This window comes from Nonomuraea sp. CA-143628, from assembly GCF_050942315.1.
In the GTDB taxonomy this organism is placed as follows: Bacteria; Actinomycetota; Actinomycetes; order Streptosporangiales; family Streptosporangiaceae; genus Nonomuraea.
On record NZ_CP192072.1, the window covers coordinates 10,618,481 to 10,635,312 of the forward strand.

Below are 16,832 nucleotides of genomic sequence, written 5' to 3' on the forward strand. Positions count from 1 at the left end.
CCACAACATCTGGCAGGAGGGCCGACGACCACCGCTCACCAGCGACGACGCTGACAACCCTCCTCTTACCGCCCTCCCCACGGCACCAGGCAGTCAGATCCACGTGGAGAGAGCGGACGATGACCAGAACCCGACAACGGCAGAAGCGTGAGCCGGAGCACGAGCGAGATGAACCCGCGTTCGGGTGGGAGCCGTACAGGACGGTTGGCAGCCAGCTACGCGTCTCACACACCTCGTGCTGCGGCCTGTACGAGTGGGCGTCCGAGGGCGGCCAGTTCTTCGTGCTACGCCACACCGGCAACCACTACGAGGAGACCGGGCGCGGCCTCTACCGCCAGGCCCTCGACATCTACATCGCTCTCGCCGAAGCGCACCACGCCGAGCACCTGCGCCGCAGGGAGACGCCGGAGCCTGACACCTTCCTGCAGGGACGGGGACGGCGTGGCTGAGTCGTGTCGGGGTCGGGGTCGGGGTCGGGTACGGCGTGCCGCTGTTGGATCTGGATCAGCAGGTTGCCCAGCAGCGGCGCCATGTCGCCGTCCGCGACGCCGTTACGGTTGATGAGGTCCAGGCCGAGCAGACTCGACCGCCGGTTGATGCACTTGAGCGCGGTCTCGGCAGCATTGACCTCGCCCTTGAGGATCTTCGGCCACAGACTGGCCATGATGCGATCGAGCCGGTCGATCTCCAGCTAGAGAAGCTGCTCCGACGCCGTCTGCTCCTGCTTGGCGGCCTTGGGCAGCGCGCGGTCAATGTCCTTCGACACCGAGGCCGCGCCCGAGTAGCCCAGCCGCTCGGCGATGACCGTGGGGCTCACACCGGCGATCGCATCTGAACCGCCTGATAGCGGCGCTGGGAGACCTCGACCTGCCTCGCCTTGCTGACAACCATGAGGGGCCTCCCAATGCTAAAGCAGGCTTGATGGATGATCCGGAACAGCGATTGCCGTTTTGGCTGTTCAGCCGCCTCTTTACTAATGCCAGTTAGCTGACATTCAGCATCAAGTCAAGATCTTGTTTTCCTGGAGCCGCGAATGCGAAGATCACCGACGAACATTCATATCTGCGACGAAAGGGATGGATGTGAATTTATGGGTTCGTTATTTGCGGAGAGCAATTCTGGGAGTGGCGCTAACAGGCGCGTTACTCACTAGCCCACTCAGCCCCGCCGCTTCGGCGCAGACCGCCGACGATCTTGGAGCGGCAAAGTCGACAGCCACGACATCGTCCCCGGCCCCGTCACCGTCCACGCAAGCAGATGAGGACGCTGCCCGAATCCGGGCGGCCAACTCCTCCATTCGCGAGGACACAAGCGCCGGAAAGAAGTCAACCTCACCGAGCAAGGTCACCTCGTCCCGCCCCTGCGAAGAGGTGAAGAAGCAGCTGAACAGTCTGCGGGCCAGGGGCGTCGACAAGGTCATGTGCACCCTCCCGTCCAAGCCGAAGATCGCCGCAGAGGAGCCTCCCGGCGGTGTTCCCCCGGGCGTGCCCAGCTGGTGCAAGGACGAGACCACTGGTTGGTTCGGTCAGACCCGCTTCAACCAGTGCTTCTGGCAGATCGACAACATCGTATGGGTCATGGTCGACACCGGTGAGATCGTCGGCGGGATGGACTTCACCCACTACGTCGATATGGTCACCGTGTGGAACAAGGGCGAGCTCACCTACGGCGAGCACATCTATCCACACAACGAGTGGGGTGACTGGGATCCCACCATGCAGATCAGCTTCGGCGGACACTGCAACCCCGACTGTACGCAGGTGTCCGCCAGCGGCCCCAAGCCGCTGCAGCTTCGCACGTGGATGCAGTTCAACGCGACCCTCGCGGTCAACGTCCCCGCCAAGACGGATGAGAACATCAGCTTCGACTCACAGCTCACCTGGGCCGCCCCCGACAGCGGCGATTTCGACAAGGTCGAATACTTCACCGACGGCCCCGTCGACCTGCGCTGCGACAACGGCATGCTCAAGGGCTTTACGAACACGGGCTGCGTCTTCTCCGACACCTGGCCTACTCTCACCTACAAGCGCAGTGTGGTCGAGGACATCGTCGGTCACATCAGCCGCGCCCAGGCAAGGGGCAACCCTGGCGCCGTGGGCGACGTCCCACTCACCCGCATGTACGACGACGCGGACGCCGAGCAGAATCGCGCCGATGCGTGCAGCTTCCTCACCGGTTCACCCCCGACCGGGGCAAACTGTGACGAATATCCGATGGCGCACACCTACGAGGGCGCGTATACCGGCGGCGGCGACTACCCCGGCGACTTCTCCGTCGAATGGGTGGACGCCACCCAGAACAGCAGCGCTGGCGGTCAGTTCGGCAGCTTCGCTAACAACCAACGTCTGCTGGACAAGGACCCGTTTTACGTCTTCCCCGACATGAATTCCTAACCCCGGAAAGGTCTTCTCCCCATGACTGGCGCCGCGCTGTCGTCTTATCGGGCGAATGTCTGGCTGTCCTACCACCAGGTGCAGATCCGAGACGCGAACGAACTGGGTCCGCAGTTTCCGGAACGTTGGGACAACGGCTTGATCGCAGTGGCTGATGAGCCGGATGGCGCGACGATTCTCACGGGCATCTCCATCGGTGCCGTTGACGTCACGGTGCAACTGGCTGAGGGGCCTCCGCCTCTCGATCTGGACAGCTGGGAGGAGATCGTCGAGGTCTCCATCGAATCCACGAGCGGATCACTCATCGTTTGCGGGCTCGACGGAGACCTCCCCAAACTGCCGAACCTCGCCTGGGGGGGAAAGGGCTGCTACCGGCTTCGGGTACACGCTCGCGGGCGTGACACCAACCCAGACGGCTCGGCCGGCGCCACCCCGGTTGAGCACTATCTGATCACCTCATGGCAGGCGGAACCCCAGCCGGACATGCCCTTCAAGTACGCTGACGCGTTCGGCGCGGGGATCCGCCGGCGACACGGAGGCGCCTAGACGGCGTAGGCACGCAGAGCCGCCAGGACGACCTGCGCGGTGCTGACGTTGCCATCGTGGGCTCGGATGCGCCCGAGCAGGGCGTTCACCTCGTCGTGCTCAGTGGCGGTCAACGTGATGAGCAGGCGGCCGTCATGCCAGCCTTCGGTCGAGGCGGCGGGGAGTCGTCTTCCTCGCCGTCGTCGCGTTCGCCGCCTACGAGCGGCTGCGGCGCGAGCGGGTGGAACGCGTCGTCGTGCAGAGCCATCGCACCGGCGGCTGGAAGACGCTCGGTCCCGTCGCCCGCGTGCCCCGCGACCTGATCATGAGTCGCGCCATGAGACGCATGGCCCGCACCGGCGCCGACCCGAGCCGGTGGATCTACGAGCACCACATCGACTGGACGAACCCGTACACAGCGCCGGCTAGATCTGCCGGCGTCCGCGCCGGGTGGAGGGCAGGTCGTGCCGCCCCGAGACGAACTCCTGGACCGCGATCTTGGCCCTGATCACCGGCCGGCGCCACCGTTCCTCCCGGTGCGCGGCCGTGGCCAGCTTCCGCGGGCGCCGCTTCTGGTAGAACAGGTGGGCCCACGGAGACCCGGGCCTGGCCAGCCGCACCGCGCCCACCAGCAGCAGCACGGGCACGAACAGGCCCACGATCCCGGTCCAGATCTTCCCCTTCAACAGGGTGATCACGGCGAGCACCATGTTCGCCACGAGCAGCGCGCCCGGGTTGACCGGGGTCCCGTAGTCGAACGACAGCGGCCGGAGCCCGGTGAGCAGCAGCCCCGTCATCGCGACCGCGATGAACACCGCGTCGACCGAGGTGCGGCCCTCTTCCTCCCAGTACACGTCGTGCAGGTGCAGGATCAGCGCGAACTCGTCCAGCACCAGCGCCGACCCGATCCCGAAGACGGCGGCCGCCGCGGCGTAGGCCACCTGCGACGCCGAGGACACGATCAGCCCGCTGACCCCGCCGACCAGCATGAGCACGACCCCGAACACCACGTGGTGGATGTGCATCTCGCCCACGTTGACGTTGCGGAACCAGCCGACCTTCGCCCTGATCAGCCGCGAGGGCATCAACACCTGGGGTTTCGACGGGCTGCGCCGAGTGGAAGCCGATCTCGAACTCTCCCGACCCTTTTGCGATCGCTGAGGCCACCAGATGCGAGAACAGCCGGAGAACCCCAGATAACCATCGAAATGCCCCCATGATCGGCCCTGGTGGCACGGGCCGATTGTGTTGGGCAACTCAGAGCTTGTCACTTCAAGAGCCCTTGAAGTGACAAGCTCCTTCAAGCTGACCATGCCGGCCAGTCTCCGCCAACGCCAAGGGAGGACGGCTGACCACCCGCGCCGGAAAGTGGGAACCGTCTTGTGAGGTCTTGTCGAGTACGGGGTGACATCCGAACTCGAGAGGATCACATGATGAGCCCGACAAGGCGTGATACGTGTTGACCGCACCCCCAGCGACACACAGTGCCGCCGATGAGGTGACCGACGCGGCGGTGCTGGTGGAGTCGGTGCGGCAGCCTGAGCGGTTCGCGGTAATCGTCGATCGGCACAGTGATGAGATCCACCGCTACGTCGCCCGCCGGCTCGGCGTGGAGATGGCCGAGGATCTCGTCGCGGAGACGTTTCTGGCGGCGTTCCGGCAGCGGCACAAGTACGACCCGGAGCGGCCCGACGCGCGGCCGTGGTTGTACGGGATCGCGACGATCGCCCTGCGTGAGCATCGACGGGCGGAGGTGCGGCGGAACCGGGTGCTGGCCCGGACGCCCGCGCACGGGGCGGTGGAGTCGTTCGACGAGCGCAGTGCCGCGCGGGTGACGGCCGAGAGGCTGCAGCCGAAGCTCGCCGCGGTGCTGGCCAAGTTGCCAGCCGCCGATCGGGATCTGCTGTTGTTGATCGCGTGGGCGGAGCTGACGTACGAGGAGGCGGCCCAGGCGCTGGGGGTGCCGATCGGGACGGTCAGGTCGCGGTTGCACCGGATTCGGAAGAAGGTGCGCCGGGCGTTCGGCGGCACCGATCCCATGGGCGAGGAGGGGCTGGCATGAGTAGCAGGGACGAGATCGCAGTCTTCCGGGAGGGGCGTCCGGAGGTTCCCTCGTACGATCCGATGGCCAGGGAGCGGCTGCACGCCCGTCTGTTCGACCAGCCCGTGGACACGAGGGCGGGGGCTCGGCGGGGGTGGTTCGTGGTTGTGAGAGTCATGGGGGTCGGGGCCGCCGCCGCCGCGCTGGTGGCCGGAATCGTGGTCCTGAAGGAGACTCCAGGGGCGCGGCAAGGGCGGGTCACGGCCACGGCCAATGGCGGGACGCCGACGGTGGTGCGGTTGCGGCCGGTGGCCGACGCCCAGGATCTCGCCGGGAACGCGGCCGCCAAGGCTGCGGCGGACGACGAGCCAGCGCCTCGGCCCGACCAGTGGGCCTACGTCAAGACGGTGGTCGCCCAGACCAAGGTGGACGGGGGGCCGCCACTGTTCGGCCAGCCGAAGGTGACCAGAACGCACGAGATGTGGCGGCGGGTGAACGAGAAGGGGTTCGCGACCATCGAGAACGGCAGGCTGAAGACGTACGACGGGTCGGAGTTCGAGGTGACGTACCCGTACCTGCTGGGGCTGCCGACCGACCCGGATCGGTTGCTGGCGCGCATGTACGGACAGGTCGAGCGGGAGCACGACGCCCGCCCGGTGTCGAGGGACAGCACTGCGTCGCCGCCTCCGATGAGCGAGGAGGAGCGCGACACGGTCGCCTTCCAGCAGCTCGCCCAGGGCATGCGGGACGCGGCGTTGCCAGCCCGGCTGCGGGCGGCGATGTACGGGGCCATGGCGAAGATCCCCGGCGTCAAGTACAGGGCCAGCGCCGCGGATCTGGCCGGGCGGCCGGGGGTCACGCTGTACCGACTGCAGTACGGGTACCAGCGCGACGAGATCTTCATCGATCCGAAGACGTATGAGTACATGGGGTATCGCACCATCGTCGTCCGGGACCACGACGGGGGCGCGTTCGATTCGGTGAAGAAGGGCCAGGTGCTCGGCTGGGACAGCGTGCTCAAGGCCACCCTCGTCGACAAGGCCGGCCAGCGCCCCTAGAAACGCACAGTAGGACCCTGGTAATCGCGCCGGGCGAACTGCACGTCGTCTACTAGCTCGCCCCGGCGCCGCCGCGCTGCCGGATGAGTGTGTCCACGCCGTCCAGGATCCGGGAGAGCCCGAAGGAGTAGTCGAAGCGCCGCTCCGACTCGGCGGTGTCCGCCGGATAGTCGAAGGCACCCGCCTCGACCGCCGTACGCAGGGCCGGAAAGCGCCGCGCGTCGACGAGGTCGCCGAGCAGCGCGCTGTAGGCGGCGATCGACTCCCCCGAGGCGGCGGGGCCGAGATGCGCGCTCATCCGCGCGGTGGTGAGCATGTAGTTGGCGATCAGCAGGACCACGCCCGCCTTGTCGCTTTCGGGGAGCCCGGTGTCGCGCAGCGAGCTCAGGGCGCGATCGGTCCACGCCAGCTGGTTGGGGGTGATCGGCGGCCCGGTGACGGGCAGATCCACGATCCAGGTGTGGGCGCGCAGCATCACCCACTGCGCCGCGCACCAGCGCTCCAGGCCGAGCCGCCAGTCGTCGCAGGGCTCGTCGAGCTCGGCGGGCACGGCCGCGACCGTGTCCAGCATCAGCAGCAGCAGCTCGTTCTTGCTCTTGACGTGCCGGTAGAGCGACATCGTGGTGAAGCCCAGCCGCTCGGCGACCCTGGCCATCGACACGGCGTCGAGGCCGCCGGCGTCGGCCAGTTCGACCGCCGCGCGGGCGATGCGCGGCGGGCTGAGCCCCTGCCTGGGCTCCGGCTCCGGCTCGTCGAGTCTTCCCCAGAGCAGGTCGAGTCCCGGCGGCAGCTTGTCGTTCATCGCCCTCACCTTCGCACAGTCGGTCCGCCCCCAGCGCCGTCGCCGTCGTCCAGGAGCTCAGCCGCACGCTTGCGCTTCCGCCGAGTGTATGCCATACACTCAGTGTATGACATACACAGCATTGATCATCGGTGGTGGGATCGCGGGCTCGTTATGCGCGGTCGCCCTGCGCAAGGTGGGGATCACGCCGGTCGTCTATGAGGCGTACGACCGGACCGCGGACCACACGGGCGCCTTCCTGACTCTCGCGGTGAACGCGCTCGACGCCTTGCGCGCCCTCGACGTCGACCTCGGCGATATCGGCTTCGACACGCCGCGCATCGTGTTCACCAACGGCTCCGGCAGGCGGATCGGAGAATTGCCGTACGGCACCGCTTCGCTGGACGGCATGTTGAGCCGGACCGTCAAGCGGGCCGACCTCTACCGCGTCTTCCGTGACCGGGCCGTCGGATCCGGCGTGCGCGCCGAGTACGGCAAGCGGCTCGTCGACGCCGAGAGCACCGGCGACGGGGTGCTGGCGAGGTTCGCCGACGGCAGCTCGGTCCGCGGCGACCTGCTCATCGGCGCGGACGGCCTGCGGTCACGTACCCGCGAGATCATCGACCCGCACGCGCCGGACGCGCGCTATGGCGGGCTGCTCAACACGGGCGGCTACGCCCGCGGCGTCTCCACCGGCGGCGAGCCGGGCATGATGAACGCGATCTTCGGCAAGCGCTGCTTCTTCGCCCACACGACGCATCCGAGCGGCGAGGTGTGGTGGGCGGCGAATCCGGCCCAGGCCACCGAGCCCAGCCCCGCCGAGCTGGCCGCGACCACCTCCGAGCAGTGGCGGTCCCGGCTGATCGACCTGTTCCGGCACGACAGCGGGCCCGCCGCGGACCTCGTCGCGGCGACCGGCGAGATCTTCACGGGCTGGAGCACCTACGACGTGCCGACCGTGCCGAAGTGGCACGACGACCGGATGATCATCATCGGCGACGCGGCCCACGCGACCGCTCCCTCGATCGGGCAGGGCGCGGCCATGGCCATCGAGGACACCGTCGTGCTGGCCAAGTGCCTGCGGGACAGTCCGGATATCGCCGCCGCGTTCGCCGCCTACGAGCGGCTGCGGCGCGAGCGTGTGGAACGCGTCGTCGCGCAGAGCCATCGCACCGGCGGCTGGAAGACGCTCGGTCCCGTCGCCCGCGTGCCCCGTGACCTGATCATGAGCCTCGCCATGAGACGCATGGCCCGCACCGGCGCCGACCCGAGCCGGTGGATCTACGAGCACCACATCGACTGGAACGAACCCCTCCACAGCGCGGGCTAGATCTGCCGGCGTCCGCGCCGGGTGGAGGGCAGGTCGTGCCGCCCCGATTGGAAATGAGCGGATGGCCAGCGTCCAGGTGCATGGCAGCCACGCGCACGTCTGCCATTTCTGCCCCATGCGGATTAAGATCCACCATGGGAGAATAGGAGTGGGTCATGGCCCGAGTGATTGTTCTGACCGGCGATGCGGCGGAAGAGCTGGACTCCATGTACCCCGTCTTCCGGCTCCGGGAAGGGGGTCATGAGGCGATCGTGGCCGCCCCCACCACTCGTGCGGTAAAGCTGGTGGTCCACGACTTCGAGCCCGGCTGGGACGCCTACACCGAGAGGCCCGGCCATCAGCTGCCGGTGGATCTCGCATTCGCCGACGTGCGCCCCGAGGACTACCAGGCGCTGGTGATCCCGGGCGGCCGCGCGCCGGAGTACATCCGCACCGATCCCGACGTCGCCCGTATCGTGCGCTACTTCTTCGAGCGCGACCTGCCGGTGGGCACGATTTGCCACGGCCCGCAGGTGCCAGCCGCGCTTGGCCTGCTGCGCGGCCGTACCACGGCGGCATTCCCGCCGTTGAGGACCGACATGGAGATGGCGGGTGCGACTTTCGTGGACGCCCCCGACGTGGTGGACGGCGCGATGGTCTCCTGTCGTGGCTGGCCGGACCTGCCTGAATGGTCGCGTGCCTTCATGCGCGTGCTGGAGGGCGCGAACGTGTCGTTGTAGGCGGTTCGGTCGTGCTGACACCCACTGTCGATCATCGTCTTTGTGTTCGCGACTGGCCACCTCCGACCGGCCGGACCGGATCTTCGAGCGGACGGCCGATCTGCTCGTCCACCGCAACCGGCGCACCGGTGAACTCGCCTTCTATCGCTGCTACTCGGCGGCCCGCGCTAGGTGGGTCGGCGGCCGCGCCGGGTGGAGGGCAGGTCGTGCCGCCCCGAGACGAACTCCTGGACCGCGATCTTGGCCCTGATCACCGGCCGGCGCCACCGTTCTTCCCGGTGCGCGGCCGTGGCCAGCTTCCGCGGGCGCCGCTTCTGGTAGAACAGGTGGGCCCACGGAGACCCGGGCCTGGCCAGCCGCACCGCGCCCACCAGCAGCAGCACGGGCACGAACAGGCCCACGATCCCGGTCCAGATCTTCCCCTTCAACAGGGTGATCACGGCGAGCACCATGTTCGCCACGAGCAGCGCGCCCGGGTTGACCGGGGTCCCGTAGTCGAACGACAGCGGCCGGAGCCCGGTGAGCAGCAGCCCCGTCATCGCGACCGCGATGAACACCGCGTCGACCGAGGTGCGGCCCTCTTCCTCCCAGTACACGTCGTGCAGGTGCAGGATCAGCGCGAACTCGTCCAGCACCAGCGCCGACCCGATCCCGAAGACGGCCGCCGCCGCGGCGTAGGCCACCTGCGACGCCGAGGACACGATCAGCCCGCTGACCCCGCCGACCAGCATGAGCACGACCCCGAACACCACGTGGTGGATGTGCATCTCGCCCACGTTGACGTTGCGGAACCAGCCGACCTTCGCCCTGATCAGCCGCACGTTGACGCGGGTGGCCACGAAGGCCCCGATGAGCGCGACGAAGAAACAGAACAGCGGCAGCCGTCCCGTGTCGACAATGCTCAGCTCGAACCAGTTCCCCATGACCTTGAAAACGATGCTACGAGGCCAATCGTCATCCCTTGACCATTTGGACCGGGAAACGAACTCAAGACAGGAACGCGCGCAGCAGCGCAGCCGTGCCCTCCAGGTGTTCCGCCACTGCTCGACGGGCCCCTTCCGGGTCGCCCGCCAGGATGGCCGCCACGATCGCCTCGTGCTGGCGGGCGGAGTGGTCGAGGTTCACCTGGAGCATCGGGATGGCGTTGAGGAGGTCGCTGACCCGCAGGCGCGCGTCGGCGCAGGCGGTGGCGAGCAGGGCGGAGCCGGTCAGCTCGGCGATGGAGAGGTGGAAGGCCGTGTCCAGCCGCCGGTAGTCCCCGATGCCCGCCTTGTTGAGTGCCGCGAGCCGGCCGCGCAGGAGGGAGCGCTGGTCGTCGGTCAGCGTGGCCGCCGCCAGCACCGCCGCCGCTCCGCATTCGACCGCCATGCGGAAGGTCAGCGCGTCGGCGAGGTCGGCCGTGCCCATGTCGGCCACGATCCTGCGCAGGTCGCCGCTCTCCGGCGGGGGCGGGGCGTAGGTGACGAACGCGCCGCCATACCGGCCGCGCCGTACGTCGAGGTAACCCGCGTCCTGGAGCGCCCGGATCGCCTCCCGCAGCGTCACCCGGCTGATGCCGAGCTGAACGGCCAGCTCACGCTCCGGGGGCAGTTTCCGGCCCGGCGCGACCACGCCGAGCTTGATCGCCTGGAGCAGCCGTTCTACCGTCTCCTCGAAGGCGTTTCCTGCCCTGACCGGCCGTAACACCGTCATCAACCGCGCAGAGTCGTCCAACGTGTCCTCAGGTCTTGACAAGCGATCCCCATATGCACATCAATGGTCTAAGAGTAGCCCAATTAGCGGGAAAGCGAGCGAACTTCTGTGAGCGAGCGAGGTCTTTCACAGCCCGGACCACTGTCCGTCGACGAGTTGCGTGACGAGGTGGCCGCCGGGCGGGTCGACACCGTGCTGCTCGCCATCGCCGACATGCAGGGCAGACTGCAGGGCAAGCGGCTGTCGGCGCGTTATTTCCTGAACGAGGTGCTGGGGCACGGCTCCGAAGGCTGCAACTACCTGCTCGCCGTGGACGTGGACATGAACACGGTCGACGGCTACGCGATGTCGTCCTGGGAACGCGGCTACGGCGATTTCGTGATGAAGCCCGATATTTCCACGTTGCGGTGGGTTCCGTGGCAGGAGGGCACCGTCATGCTCATGGCGGACCTGACCTGGGAGAGCGGCGCCGACGTGACCGCCTCGCCGCGGCAGATCCTTCGCGCCCAGCTCGCCCGCCTCGCCGACCGCGGCCTGGCCGCCTTCGTGGGCACCGAGCTGGAGTTCGTGGTGTACGAGGACAGCTACGAAGACGCGTGGAAGCGCGCGTACCGCGACATGTCCCCCGCGAACCTCTACAACGTCGACTACTCCCTCCTCGGGACAGCTCGCATCGAACCCCTCCTTCGCCGGATAAGGCGGGACATGGAGGGAGCTGGGCTGTACGTCGAGTCCGCCAAGGGCGAGTGCAACCTGGGCCAGCACGAGATCGCCTTCCGCTACGACGAGGCGCTGAAGACCTGCGACAACCATTCCATCTACAAGAACGGCGCCAAGGAGATCGCGGCTCAAGAGGGCAAGTCGATCACCTTCATGGCCAAGCCGAACCAGCGCGAGGGCAACTCCTGCCACATCCACATCTCGCTGCGGAGCGTGGACGGCGACCCGGTGATGGCGGGCGACGGCCCCCACGGGCTGTCCGAGCTCGGCGCCCGCTTCATCGCCGGGCAGCTGGCCCACATGCGCGAGCTCACCCTCTTCTACGCCCCGAACATCAACTCCTACAAGCGCTACGTCCCCGGCAGCTTCGCCCCCACGGCCGTCAAGTGGGGCGTGGACAACCGCACCTGCTCGCTCCGGCTCGTCGGCCACGGGGAGTCGCTGCGCATCGAGAACCGGGTGCCGGGCGGCGACGTGAACCCCTATCTCGCGGTGTCGGCGCTGATCGCGGCCGGGCTGCGCGGCATCGACGAGGAGTTGCCGCTGGAGGACGCGTTCGGGGGCAATGCCTACGACTCCGGCGCCGAGACCGTGCCCCACACCTTGCGGGACGCACTAGCGCTGTTCGAGGGGTCGAAGCTGGCGCGGGAGACGTTCGGCGACGACGTGGTGGCGCACTATGCGAACAACGCCCGGATCGAGCTGGCCGCCTTCGACGCGGCTGTCACGGACTGGGAGCTGTTCCGGGGTTTCGAGCGGATGTGAGCACGATGCAGATCATCAATCCGGCGACGGAGGAAGTCCTCGCCGACGTGGAACTGGCCGACGAGGCCGAGGTCGACCGGGCCGTGGAGCGTGCCAGGCGGGCCTATCAGGGCTGGCGCGACGTGGCGCCCGGCGACCGGGCGCGGCTGCTGCGCCGCTTCGCCGACCTGGTGGACGAGCACCGGGAGGAGCTGGCCCTGCTGGAGCTCACGAACTCCGGCCACCCGATCGGCAACGCCCGCTGGGAGGCCGGCGCGGTACGCGACGTGCTGCACTTCTACGCCGGCGCCCCCGAGCGCAACCACGGCAAGCAGATCCCGGTGCCCGGCGGCGTGGACATCACCTTCCAGGAGCCGCTGGGCGTGGTGGGCGTGATCGTGCCCTGGAACTTCCCGATGCTCATCATGAGCTGGGGCGTCGCCCCGGCCCTGGCCGCGGGCAACACGGTGATCGTCAAGCCCGCCGAATGGACCCCGCTGACCGCGCTGAGGCTGGCCGAGCTGGCCCTCGCCGCGGGCCTCCCCGAGGGGGTGCTCCAGGTGCTGCCTGGGGCAGGGGAGGTCGCGGGGGCCCGCCTGGTCGAGCATCCGCAGGTGGCCAAGATCGTGTTCACCGGCTCGACCGAGGTGGGCAAGGAGATCGCCGCCAAGGCGGCAACCCAGGTAAAGCGGATAACCCTCGAACTAGGCGGCAAATCCGCAAATATCGTGTTTGCGGACTCGGATCTGGAAAAAGCGGCTAAAACGGCGCCATATGCCGTCTTCGATAACTCTGGCCAGGACTGCTGCGCCCGATCCAGGATCCTGGTGCAGGCGGAGGTCTACGACGCGTTCCTGGAGCGGCTGCTGCCGGCCGTACAGAACATCAGAGTCGGCGACCCGCTCGACGAGAGCACCGAGATGGGCCCTCTGATCAGCGCCGAGCATCTGGAACGGGTGCGCGGATTCATCGACGGCCCGCCGTACCTGCAGGGCGACTGCCCGCAGGGCAAGGGGTTCTGGTTCCCGCCGACCGTCCTGACGCCGGCGCTCACCGACCGGGCGTTCACCGAGGAGATCTTCGGGCCGGTGGTGTCGGTGGTGCCGTTCGCGGACGAGGCGGAGGCGGTGCGGATCGCCAACGACACGCCGTACGGCCTGAGCGGCTCCATCTGGACCCGTGACGTCGGCCGGGCGCTGCGCGTCGCACGGGCCGTGGAGGCGGGCGCGCTCTCGGTGAACTCGCACTCCTCGGTCCGCCACTGGACGCCGTTCGGCGGCTTCAAGGAGTCCGGCCTCGGCCGGGAGCTGGGCCCGGACGCCCTCATGGCGTTCACCGAGACCAAGAACGTCTTCATCTCAACGGAGTGACACACATGCAGCGTTTGCACAACCGCGTCGCCGTGATCACCGGCGCGGGCGGCGGCATCGGCCTGGCCACCGCGCGGCGGTTCGCCGAAGAGGGCGCCAAGGTGGTCTGCGCCGACGTCGACGAGGAGGCGGGCACCAAGGCCGCCTCCGAGGTGGGCGGGCTCTTCGTCAAGGTCGACGTGACCAGCGAGGACGACGTCGTGCGGATGTTCCGGACGGCGTACGACACCTATGGCTCCGTCGACATCGCCTTCAACAACGCGGGCATCTCGCCGCCCGAGGACGACTCGATCCTGGAGACCGGCATCGAGGCGTGGCGACGGGTGCAGGAGGTGAACCTGACGAGCGTCTACCTGTGCTGCAAGCACGCGATCCCGTATATGCAGCGGCAGGGCAAGGGCTCGATCATCAACACCGCGTCGTTCGTGGCGGTGATGGGGTCGGCGACGTCGCAGATCTCGTACACGGCCTCGAAGGGCGGGGTGCTCGCGATGTCGCGCGAGCTCGGCGTCCAGTTCGCGCGCGAGGGGATCCGGGTGAACGCGCTGTGCCCGGGGCCGGTCAACACGCCGCTGCTGAAGGAGCTGTTCGCGAAGGACCCCGAGCGGGCCGCGCGGCGCCTGGTGCACGTGCCGGTGGGGCGCTTCGCCGAGGCGTCGGAGATCGCGGCGGCGGTGGCGTTCCTGGCCAGCGACGACGCCTCCTTCATCACGGGCTCGGAGTTCCTCGTCGACGGCGGTATCTCGGGCGCATACGTCACCCCTCTTTAGGATTTTTCTGTACGGCAAGCACGGGCGGCCCCAGGCGCCGTACGGGGTCGGGGGCCTCCAGGGACACGGCCGCTGACCCCGCACGGGGCCGGGCGCCGTTACGGCGGAAGGGAAGTTGTGGAGCGACCCGTCATCGGGATCACGTCCTATGTAGAGCCTGCCCGTTACACCGTGTGGGAGCTGCCGGTCGCCCTGCTGCCGTACATGTACGTGGAGCAGGTGGTCCGGGCCGGCGGGCAGCCGGTGATCCTGCCGCCCGCCGGGTCACCCGCCCGGCTGGTGGCGCGGTTGGACGGGTTGATCCTGGCCGGTGGTGGTGACGTCTCGCCCGAGCGGTACGGCCAGGAGCCACACGACCAGACCGGCTACATCCGGAAATTTCGGGACACGGCGGAGTTCGCGGTGATCGAGGCGGCTCTTGAGGCCGACCTGCCCTATCTCGGGATATGTCGGGGCATGCAGGTCCTCAACGTCGCACTCGGCGGGACCCTGCACCAGCATCTGCCCGATGTGGTGGGACACACCGGGCACTCCCCCGCCCCCGGTGAGTTCGGCCACCTGCCCGTCCGGCCCGTCCCGGGGACCCGCGTCGGCAAGGCGCTCGGGGCCGAGCCGGTGGCCGTGCCGCACTACCACCACCAGGCCATCGACCGGCTCGCCTCCGGCCTGACCGTGTCCGCCGTGGCCGACGACGGCACGATCGAGGCGGTGGAGCTGGACTCCCGGACGTTCGCCATGGCCGTGCAGTGGCATCCGGAGGCCGCCAAGGACTGCGCGCTGTTCGAGGCGCTCATCGCCGCCTGCTGAGCCTCACCCTGGCGCCCCGTCACCTCCTGCTGAGCCTCACCCCGGCACCCCGTCGCCGCCTACTGAGGCTCCTTCCGGCGCCGCGTCGCCCTCCTCGGCCGGACGGTCCAGCAGGTTGGCGAGCATGCGCGCCAGCAGGCCCGTCGCCTGAGCCTGCTCCTCCGCCGAGAACCCGGCGAGCAGCCGCCCGCCCACCCGCCCGAACACCGGAAACACCGACGGCAGCAACGCCCGCCCCTGCTCCGTGGGCTCCACCACAATGGCGCGGCGGTCATCCGGGTGCGCCGATCTGACCAGCAGCCCCTTGGCCACCAGCCGGTCGATCAGCCGGGTCATGCCCGCCGTGTCGGTGCCCACCAGTTGCGCGAGCTGACGGGGGCTGCGCTCGCCCAGCGCGGCCCGCATGAGCACCGCGCCCTGCTGGGTGGTGATCCCCAGCGGCGCGAACTCGGCCTCCAGCGCCGTACGCAACTCCTTGGCGATCTGCGGGATGAGTGACGGCACGCCTTCACCGAGAGGTTTCATGTCTAGACAGTAACTGTCACGACAGCTATCGTCCAACTCATGCATATTCTGATCATTGGGGGTGGCATCGGCGGACTCTGCCTGGCTCAGGGCCTCAAGCAGGCGGGCATCAGCTCGACCGTCCATGACTGCTCCCCGACGCTCCGCGAGCAGGGCTGGCGCCTTTCCATCAAGGAAGAGGGCGTCGAAGCGCTGCGCGCGTGCCTGCCGGCCGCGCTGTTCGACCGCTGCCAGGCCAATGCGATCCGGCCGGCCACCCGGCTGGCGTTCATGGACCACCTGCTGGTCCCCAGGCTCACCAGGCCGATTCCGCCCACCTCCGGCGGCTTCGGCATCAACCGGTTGATCCTCCGCGAGATGCTGCTGACCGGCCTGGACGTCCGGTTCGGCGCACCGTGCACGGGCTTCACCGGCGCCACCGCCCACTTCGCCGACGGCACCTCGGCCAGCGGCGACCTCATCGTGGGCGCGGACGGCACCAACTCCGCCGTCCGCGCCCAGTTGCTGCCCGAGGCCGCGATGGAAGAGCTCGGCCGCTGCCTGTACGGCGTGACCCCGTTCAGCACGCTCGACTGGGTGCCGGACCTCCTGGTCGACACCTTCAACCGGATGACGCACCCCAGTGGCGCCCACATGGCGGTCGCGACCTGCCGTCCCGGCGACTACTTCACGTGGACGCTCTCCGGGCCGCGGCCCGACAGCCGGACGCCGTCCGAACCCCGCGGCGACCCGCACCAGGTGGCGCGCGACCTCGTCGCCGACTGGCATCCGGCACTCCGCCGCATCGTCGCTGACGCCACCACGATCTTCCCGGTACGGCTGCGCAGCGCCCTGCCCGTCGAGCCATGGGACGACCCGCACGTCACGCTCCTGGGCGACGCCGTCCACACCATGACGCCTGGACGCGGTGAGGGCGCCACCATCGCTCTGCGGGACGCCCTCCTGCTGACGAGTACGCTCAGCGACGTGGCCGCCGGGCAGGTGCCGCTCGCCGCCGCCAAATCGCGGTACGAGCAGGAGATGCTCAGGTACGGCTTCGCCGCCGTACACACCTCCCGGCACAGCCCTTTTGGCCCCAAGCGGCCGGATCCCCACGCGACAACTCCCCCATGACAGCACTAGGCTTGCGGACATCACCGTCGAAACCGTGCGGGAGAGCGTCCTGGCATCCGGCCAGGTCCCCTGAAGGAGCAAGCCCTCCCCGCGAACCTCTCAAGGCAAAGGACCGCACGGACGAGGTGTCCTCTGGAAAGCAGGCCTGGCGGCCTCGCCGAAGGTGAAAGTCCGGCAAATTACGGGCGAAGCTCTCAGGCACCCATGACAGAGGGGGAGGATGTCTGGCATCCGATCCTGCCCT

Annotated in this window: 18 protein-coding genes and 2 riboswitches; of the genes, 12 read left to right on the top strand and 6 right to left on the bottom strand. The window is 68.5% G+C overall.

The genetic code is table 11. The annotated features are described in order from the left end of the window. The first annotated feature begins 119 nt into the window (after positions 1–119). Positions 120–449 (top strand): hypothetical protein, encoded by a 330-nt coding sequence (locus tag ACQP2T_RS48110; RefSeq protein ID WP_433511516.1) that lies wholly within the window; start codon positions 120–122, stop codon positions 447–449. 242 nt (positions 450–691) lie between these two features. On the opposite strand, the gene ACQP2T_RS48115 is transcribed toward ACQP2T_RS48110, so the two are convergent. Next, positions 692–817 (bottom strand): hypothetical protein, encoded by a 126-nt coding sequence (locus ACQP2T_RS48115; protein ID WP_433511517.1) that lies wholly within the window; start codon positions 815–817, stop codon positions 692–694. A 601-nt stretch (positions 818–1,418) separates the two neighbouring features. On the opposite strand from ACQP2T_RS48115, the gene ACQP2T_RS48120 reads away from it, so the two are divergent. Further along, a complete protein-coding gene (locus ACQP2T_RS48120) occupies positions 1,419–2,393 on the top strand; it encodes a NucA/NucB deoxyribonuclease domain-containing protein (RefSeq protein WP_433511518.1) in 975 nt (324 codons plus the stop codon). Between the two features lie 21 nt (positions 2,394–2,414). Then, the gene (locus ACQP2T_RS48125; RefSeq protein ID WP_433511519.1) at positions 2,415–2,939 is read left to right on the top strand and encodes a hypothetical protein; all 525 of its coding nucleotides are present in this window, start codon (positions 2,415–2,417) and stop codon (positions 2,937–2,939) included. 404 nt (positions 2,940–3,343) lie between these two features. Here the strand turns inward: ACQP2T_RS48125 and ACQP2T_RS48130 are convergent, their stop codons facing one another. Then, positions 3,344–4,003, bottom strand: a complete 660-nt coding sequence (locus tag ACQP2T_RS48130) for a hypothetical protein (protein WP_433511520.1) — start codon at positions 4,001–4,003, stop codon at positions 3,344–3,346. A 374-nt stretch (positions 4,004–4,377) separates the two neighbouring features. Here ACQP2T_RS48130 and ACQP2T_RS48135 point away from each other — a divergent pair, with 374 nt between their 5' ends. Together ACQP2T_RS48135 and ACQP2T_RS48140 are read left to right on the top strand one after the other, a co-directional pair. Beyond that, positions 4,378–4,980: an RNA polymerase sigma factor gene (locus ACQP2T_RS48135; RefSeq protein WP_433511521.1), complete on the top strand. Its 603-nt coding sequence runs from the start codon at positions 4,378–4,380 to the stop codon at positions 4,978–4,980. Next, entirely contained in the window at positions 4,977–6,017 is a 1,041-nt protein-coding gene (locus tag ACQP2T_RS48140; RefSeq protein WP_433511522.1) for a CU044_5270 family protein, read from the top strand. The genes ACQP2T_RS48135 and ACQP2T_RS48140 overlap by 4 nt, the downstream gene beginning before the upstream one ends. Before the next feature lie 52 nt (positions 6,018–6,069). On the opposite strand, the gene ACQP2T_RS48145 is transcribed toward ACQP2T_RS48140, so the two are convergent. Next, complete coding sequence (locus ACQP2T_RS48145; protein WP_433511523.1) at positions 6,070–6,819, bottom strand: TetR/AcrR family transcriptional regulator; 750 nt, start codon at positions 6,817–6,819, stop codon at positions 6,070–6,072. 106 nt (positions 6,820–6,925) lie between these two features. On the opposite strand from ACQP2T_RS48145, the gene ACQP2T_RS48150 reads away from it, so the two are divergent. Continuing rightward, positions 6,926–8,128, top strand: coding sequence for an FAD-dependent oxidoreductase (locus ACQP2T_RS48150; RefSeq protein WP_433511524.1), 1,203 nt, complete (start codon positions 6,926–6,928; stop codon positions 8,126–8,128). 155 nt (positions 8,129–8,283) lie between these two features. Then, on the top strand, positions 8,284–8,847 hold the full coding sequence (locus ACQP2T_RS48155; RefSeq protein ID WP_433511525.1) for a DJ-1/PfpI family protein: 564 nt from the start codon (positions 8,284–8,286) through the stop codon (positions 8,845–8,847). Between the two features lie 167 nt (positions 8,848–9,014). Here the strand turns inward: ACQP2T_RS48155 and ACQP2T_RS48160 are convergent, their stop codons facing one another. Both ACQP2T_RS48160 and ACQP2T_RS48165 read right to left on the bottom strand, forming a co-directional pair. Further along, entirely contained in the window at positions 9,015–9,770 is a 756-nt protein-coding gene (locus ACQP2T_RS48160) for a hypothetical protein (RefSeq protein WP_433511526.1), read from the bottom strand. A 64-nt stretch (positions 9,771–9,834) separates the two neighbouring features. Then, the gene (locus ACQP2T_RS48165) at positions 9,835–10,539 is read right to left on the bottom strand and encodes a FadR/GntR family transcriptional regulator (protein ID WP_433511527.1); all 705 of its coding nucleotides are present in this window, start codon (positions 10,537–10,539) and stop codon (positions 9,835–9,837) included. Positions 10,540–10,647: 108 nt separating this feature from the next. On the opposite strand from ACQP2T_RS48165, the gene ACQP2T_RS48170 reads away from it, so the two are divergent. The 4 genes from ACQP2T_RS48170 to ACQP2T_RS48185 all read left to right on the top strand — a co-directional run bounded on the left by ACQP2T_RS48170 (position 10,648) and on the right by ACQP2T_RS48185 (position 14,950). Then, on the top strand, positions 10,648–12,024 hold the full coding sequence (locus ACQP2T_RS48170; RefSeq protein WP_433511528.1) for a glutamine synthetase family protein: 1,377 nt from the start codon (positions 10,648–10,650) through the stop codon (positions 12,022–12,024). Positions 12,025–12,029: 5 nt separating this feature from the next. After that, positions 12,030–13,373 carry an aldehyde dehydrogenase family protein gene (locus ACQP2T_RS48175; RefSeq protein WP_433511529.1) on the top strand — a complete coding sequence of 448 codons (1,344 nt, stop codon included), beginning with the start codon at positions 12,030–12,032 and terminating at the stop codon, positions 13,371–13,373. A 5-nt stretch (positions 13,374–13,378) separates the two neighbouring features. Next, positions 13,379–14,143, top strand: a complete 765-nt coding sequence (locus ACQP2T_RS48180; RefSeq protein WP_357942825.1) for a 3-oxoacyl-ACP reductase — start codon at positions 13,379–13,381, stop codon at positions 14,141–14,143. A 117-nt stretch (positions 14,144–14,260) separates the two neighbouring features. Further along, positions 14,261–14,950: a gamma-glutamyl-gamma-aminobutyrate hydrolase family protein gene (locus tag ACQP2T_RS48185; protein ID WP_433511530.1), complete on the top strand. Its 690-nt coding sequence runs from the start codon at positions 14,261–14,263 to the stop codon at positions 14,948–14,950. Positions 14,951–14,986: 36 nt separating this feature from the next. Here the strand turns inward: ACQP2T_RS48185 and ACQP2T_RS48190 are convergent, their stop codons facing one another. Further along, positions 14,987–15,475 (bottom strand): MarR family winged helix-turn-helix transcriptional regulator, encoded by a 489-nt coding sequence (locus ACQP2T_RS48190; protein ID WP_433511531.1) that lies wholly within the window; start codon positions 15,473–15,475, stop codon positions 14,987–14,989. A gap of 39 nt (positions 15,476–15,514) precedes the next feature. Here ACQP2T_RS48190 and ACQP2T_RS48195 point away from each other — a divergent pair, with 39 nt between their 5' ends. Beyond that, positions 15,515–16,588 carry an FAD-dependent oxidoreductase gene (locus ACQP2T_RS48195; protein WP_433511532.1) on the top strand — a complete coding sequence of 358 codons (1,074 nt, stop codon included), beginning with the start codon at positions 15,515–15,517 and terminating at the stop codon, positions 16,586–16,588. Between the two features lie 27 nt (positions 16,589–16,615). Then, positions 16,616–16,713: riboswitch (glycine riboswitch) on the top strand. After that, a riboswitch (glycine riboswitch) is annotated at positions 16,714–16,809 on the top strand. Positions 16,810–16,832 lie beyond the last annotated feature (23 nt).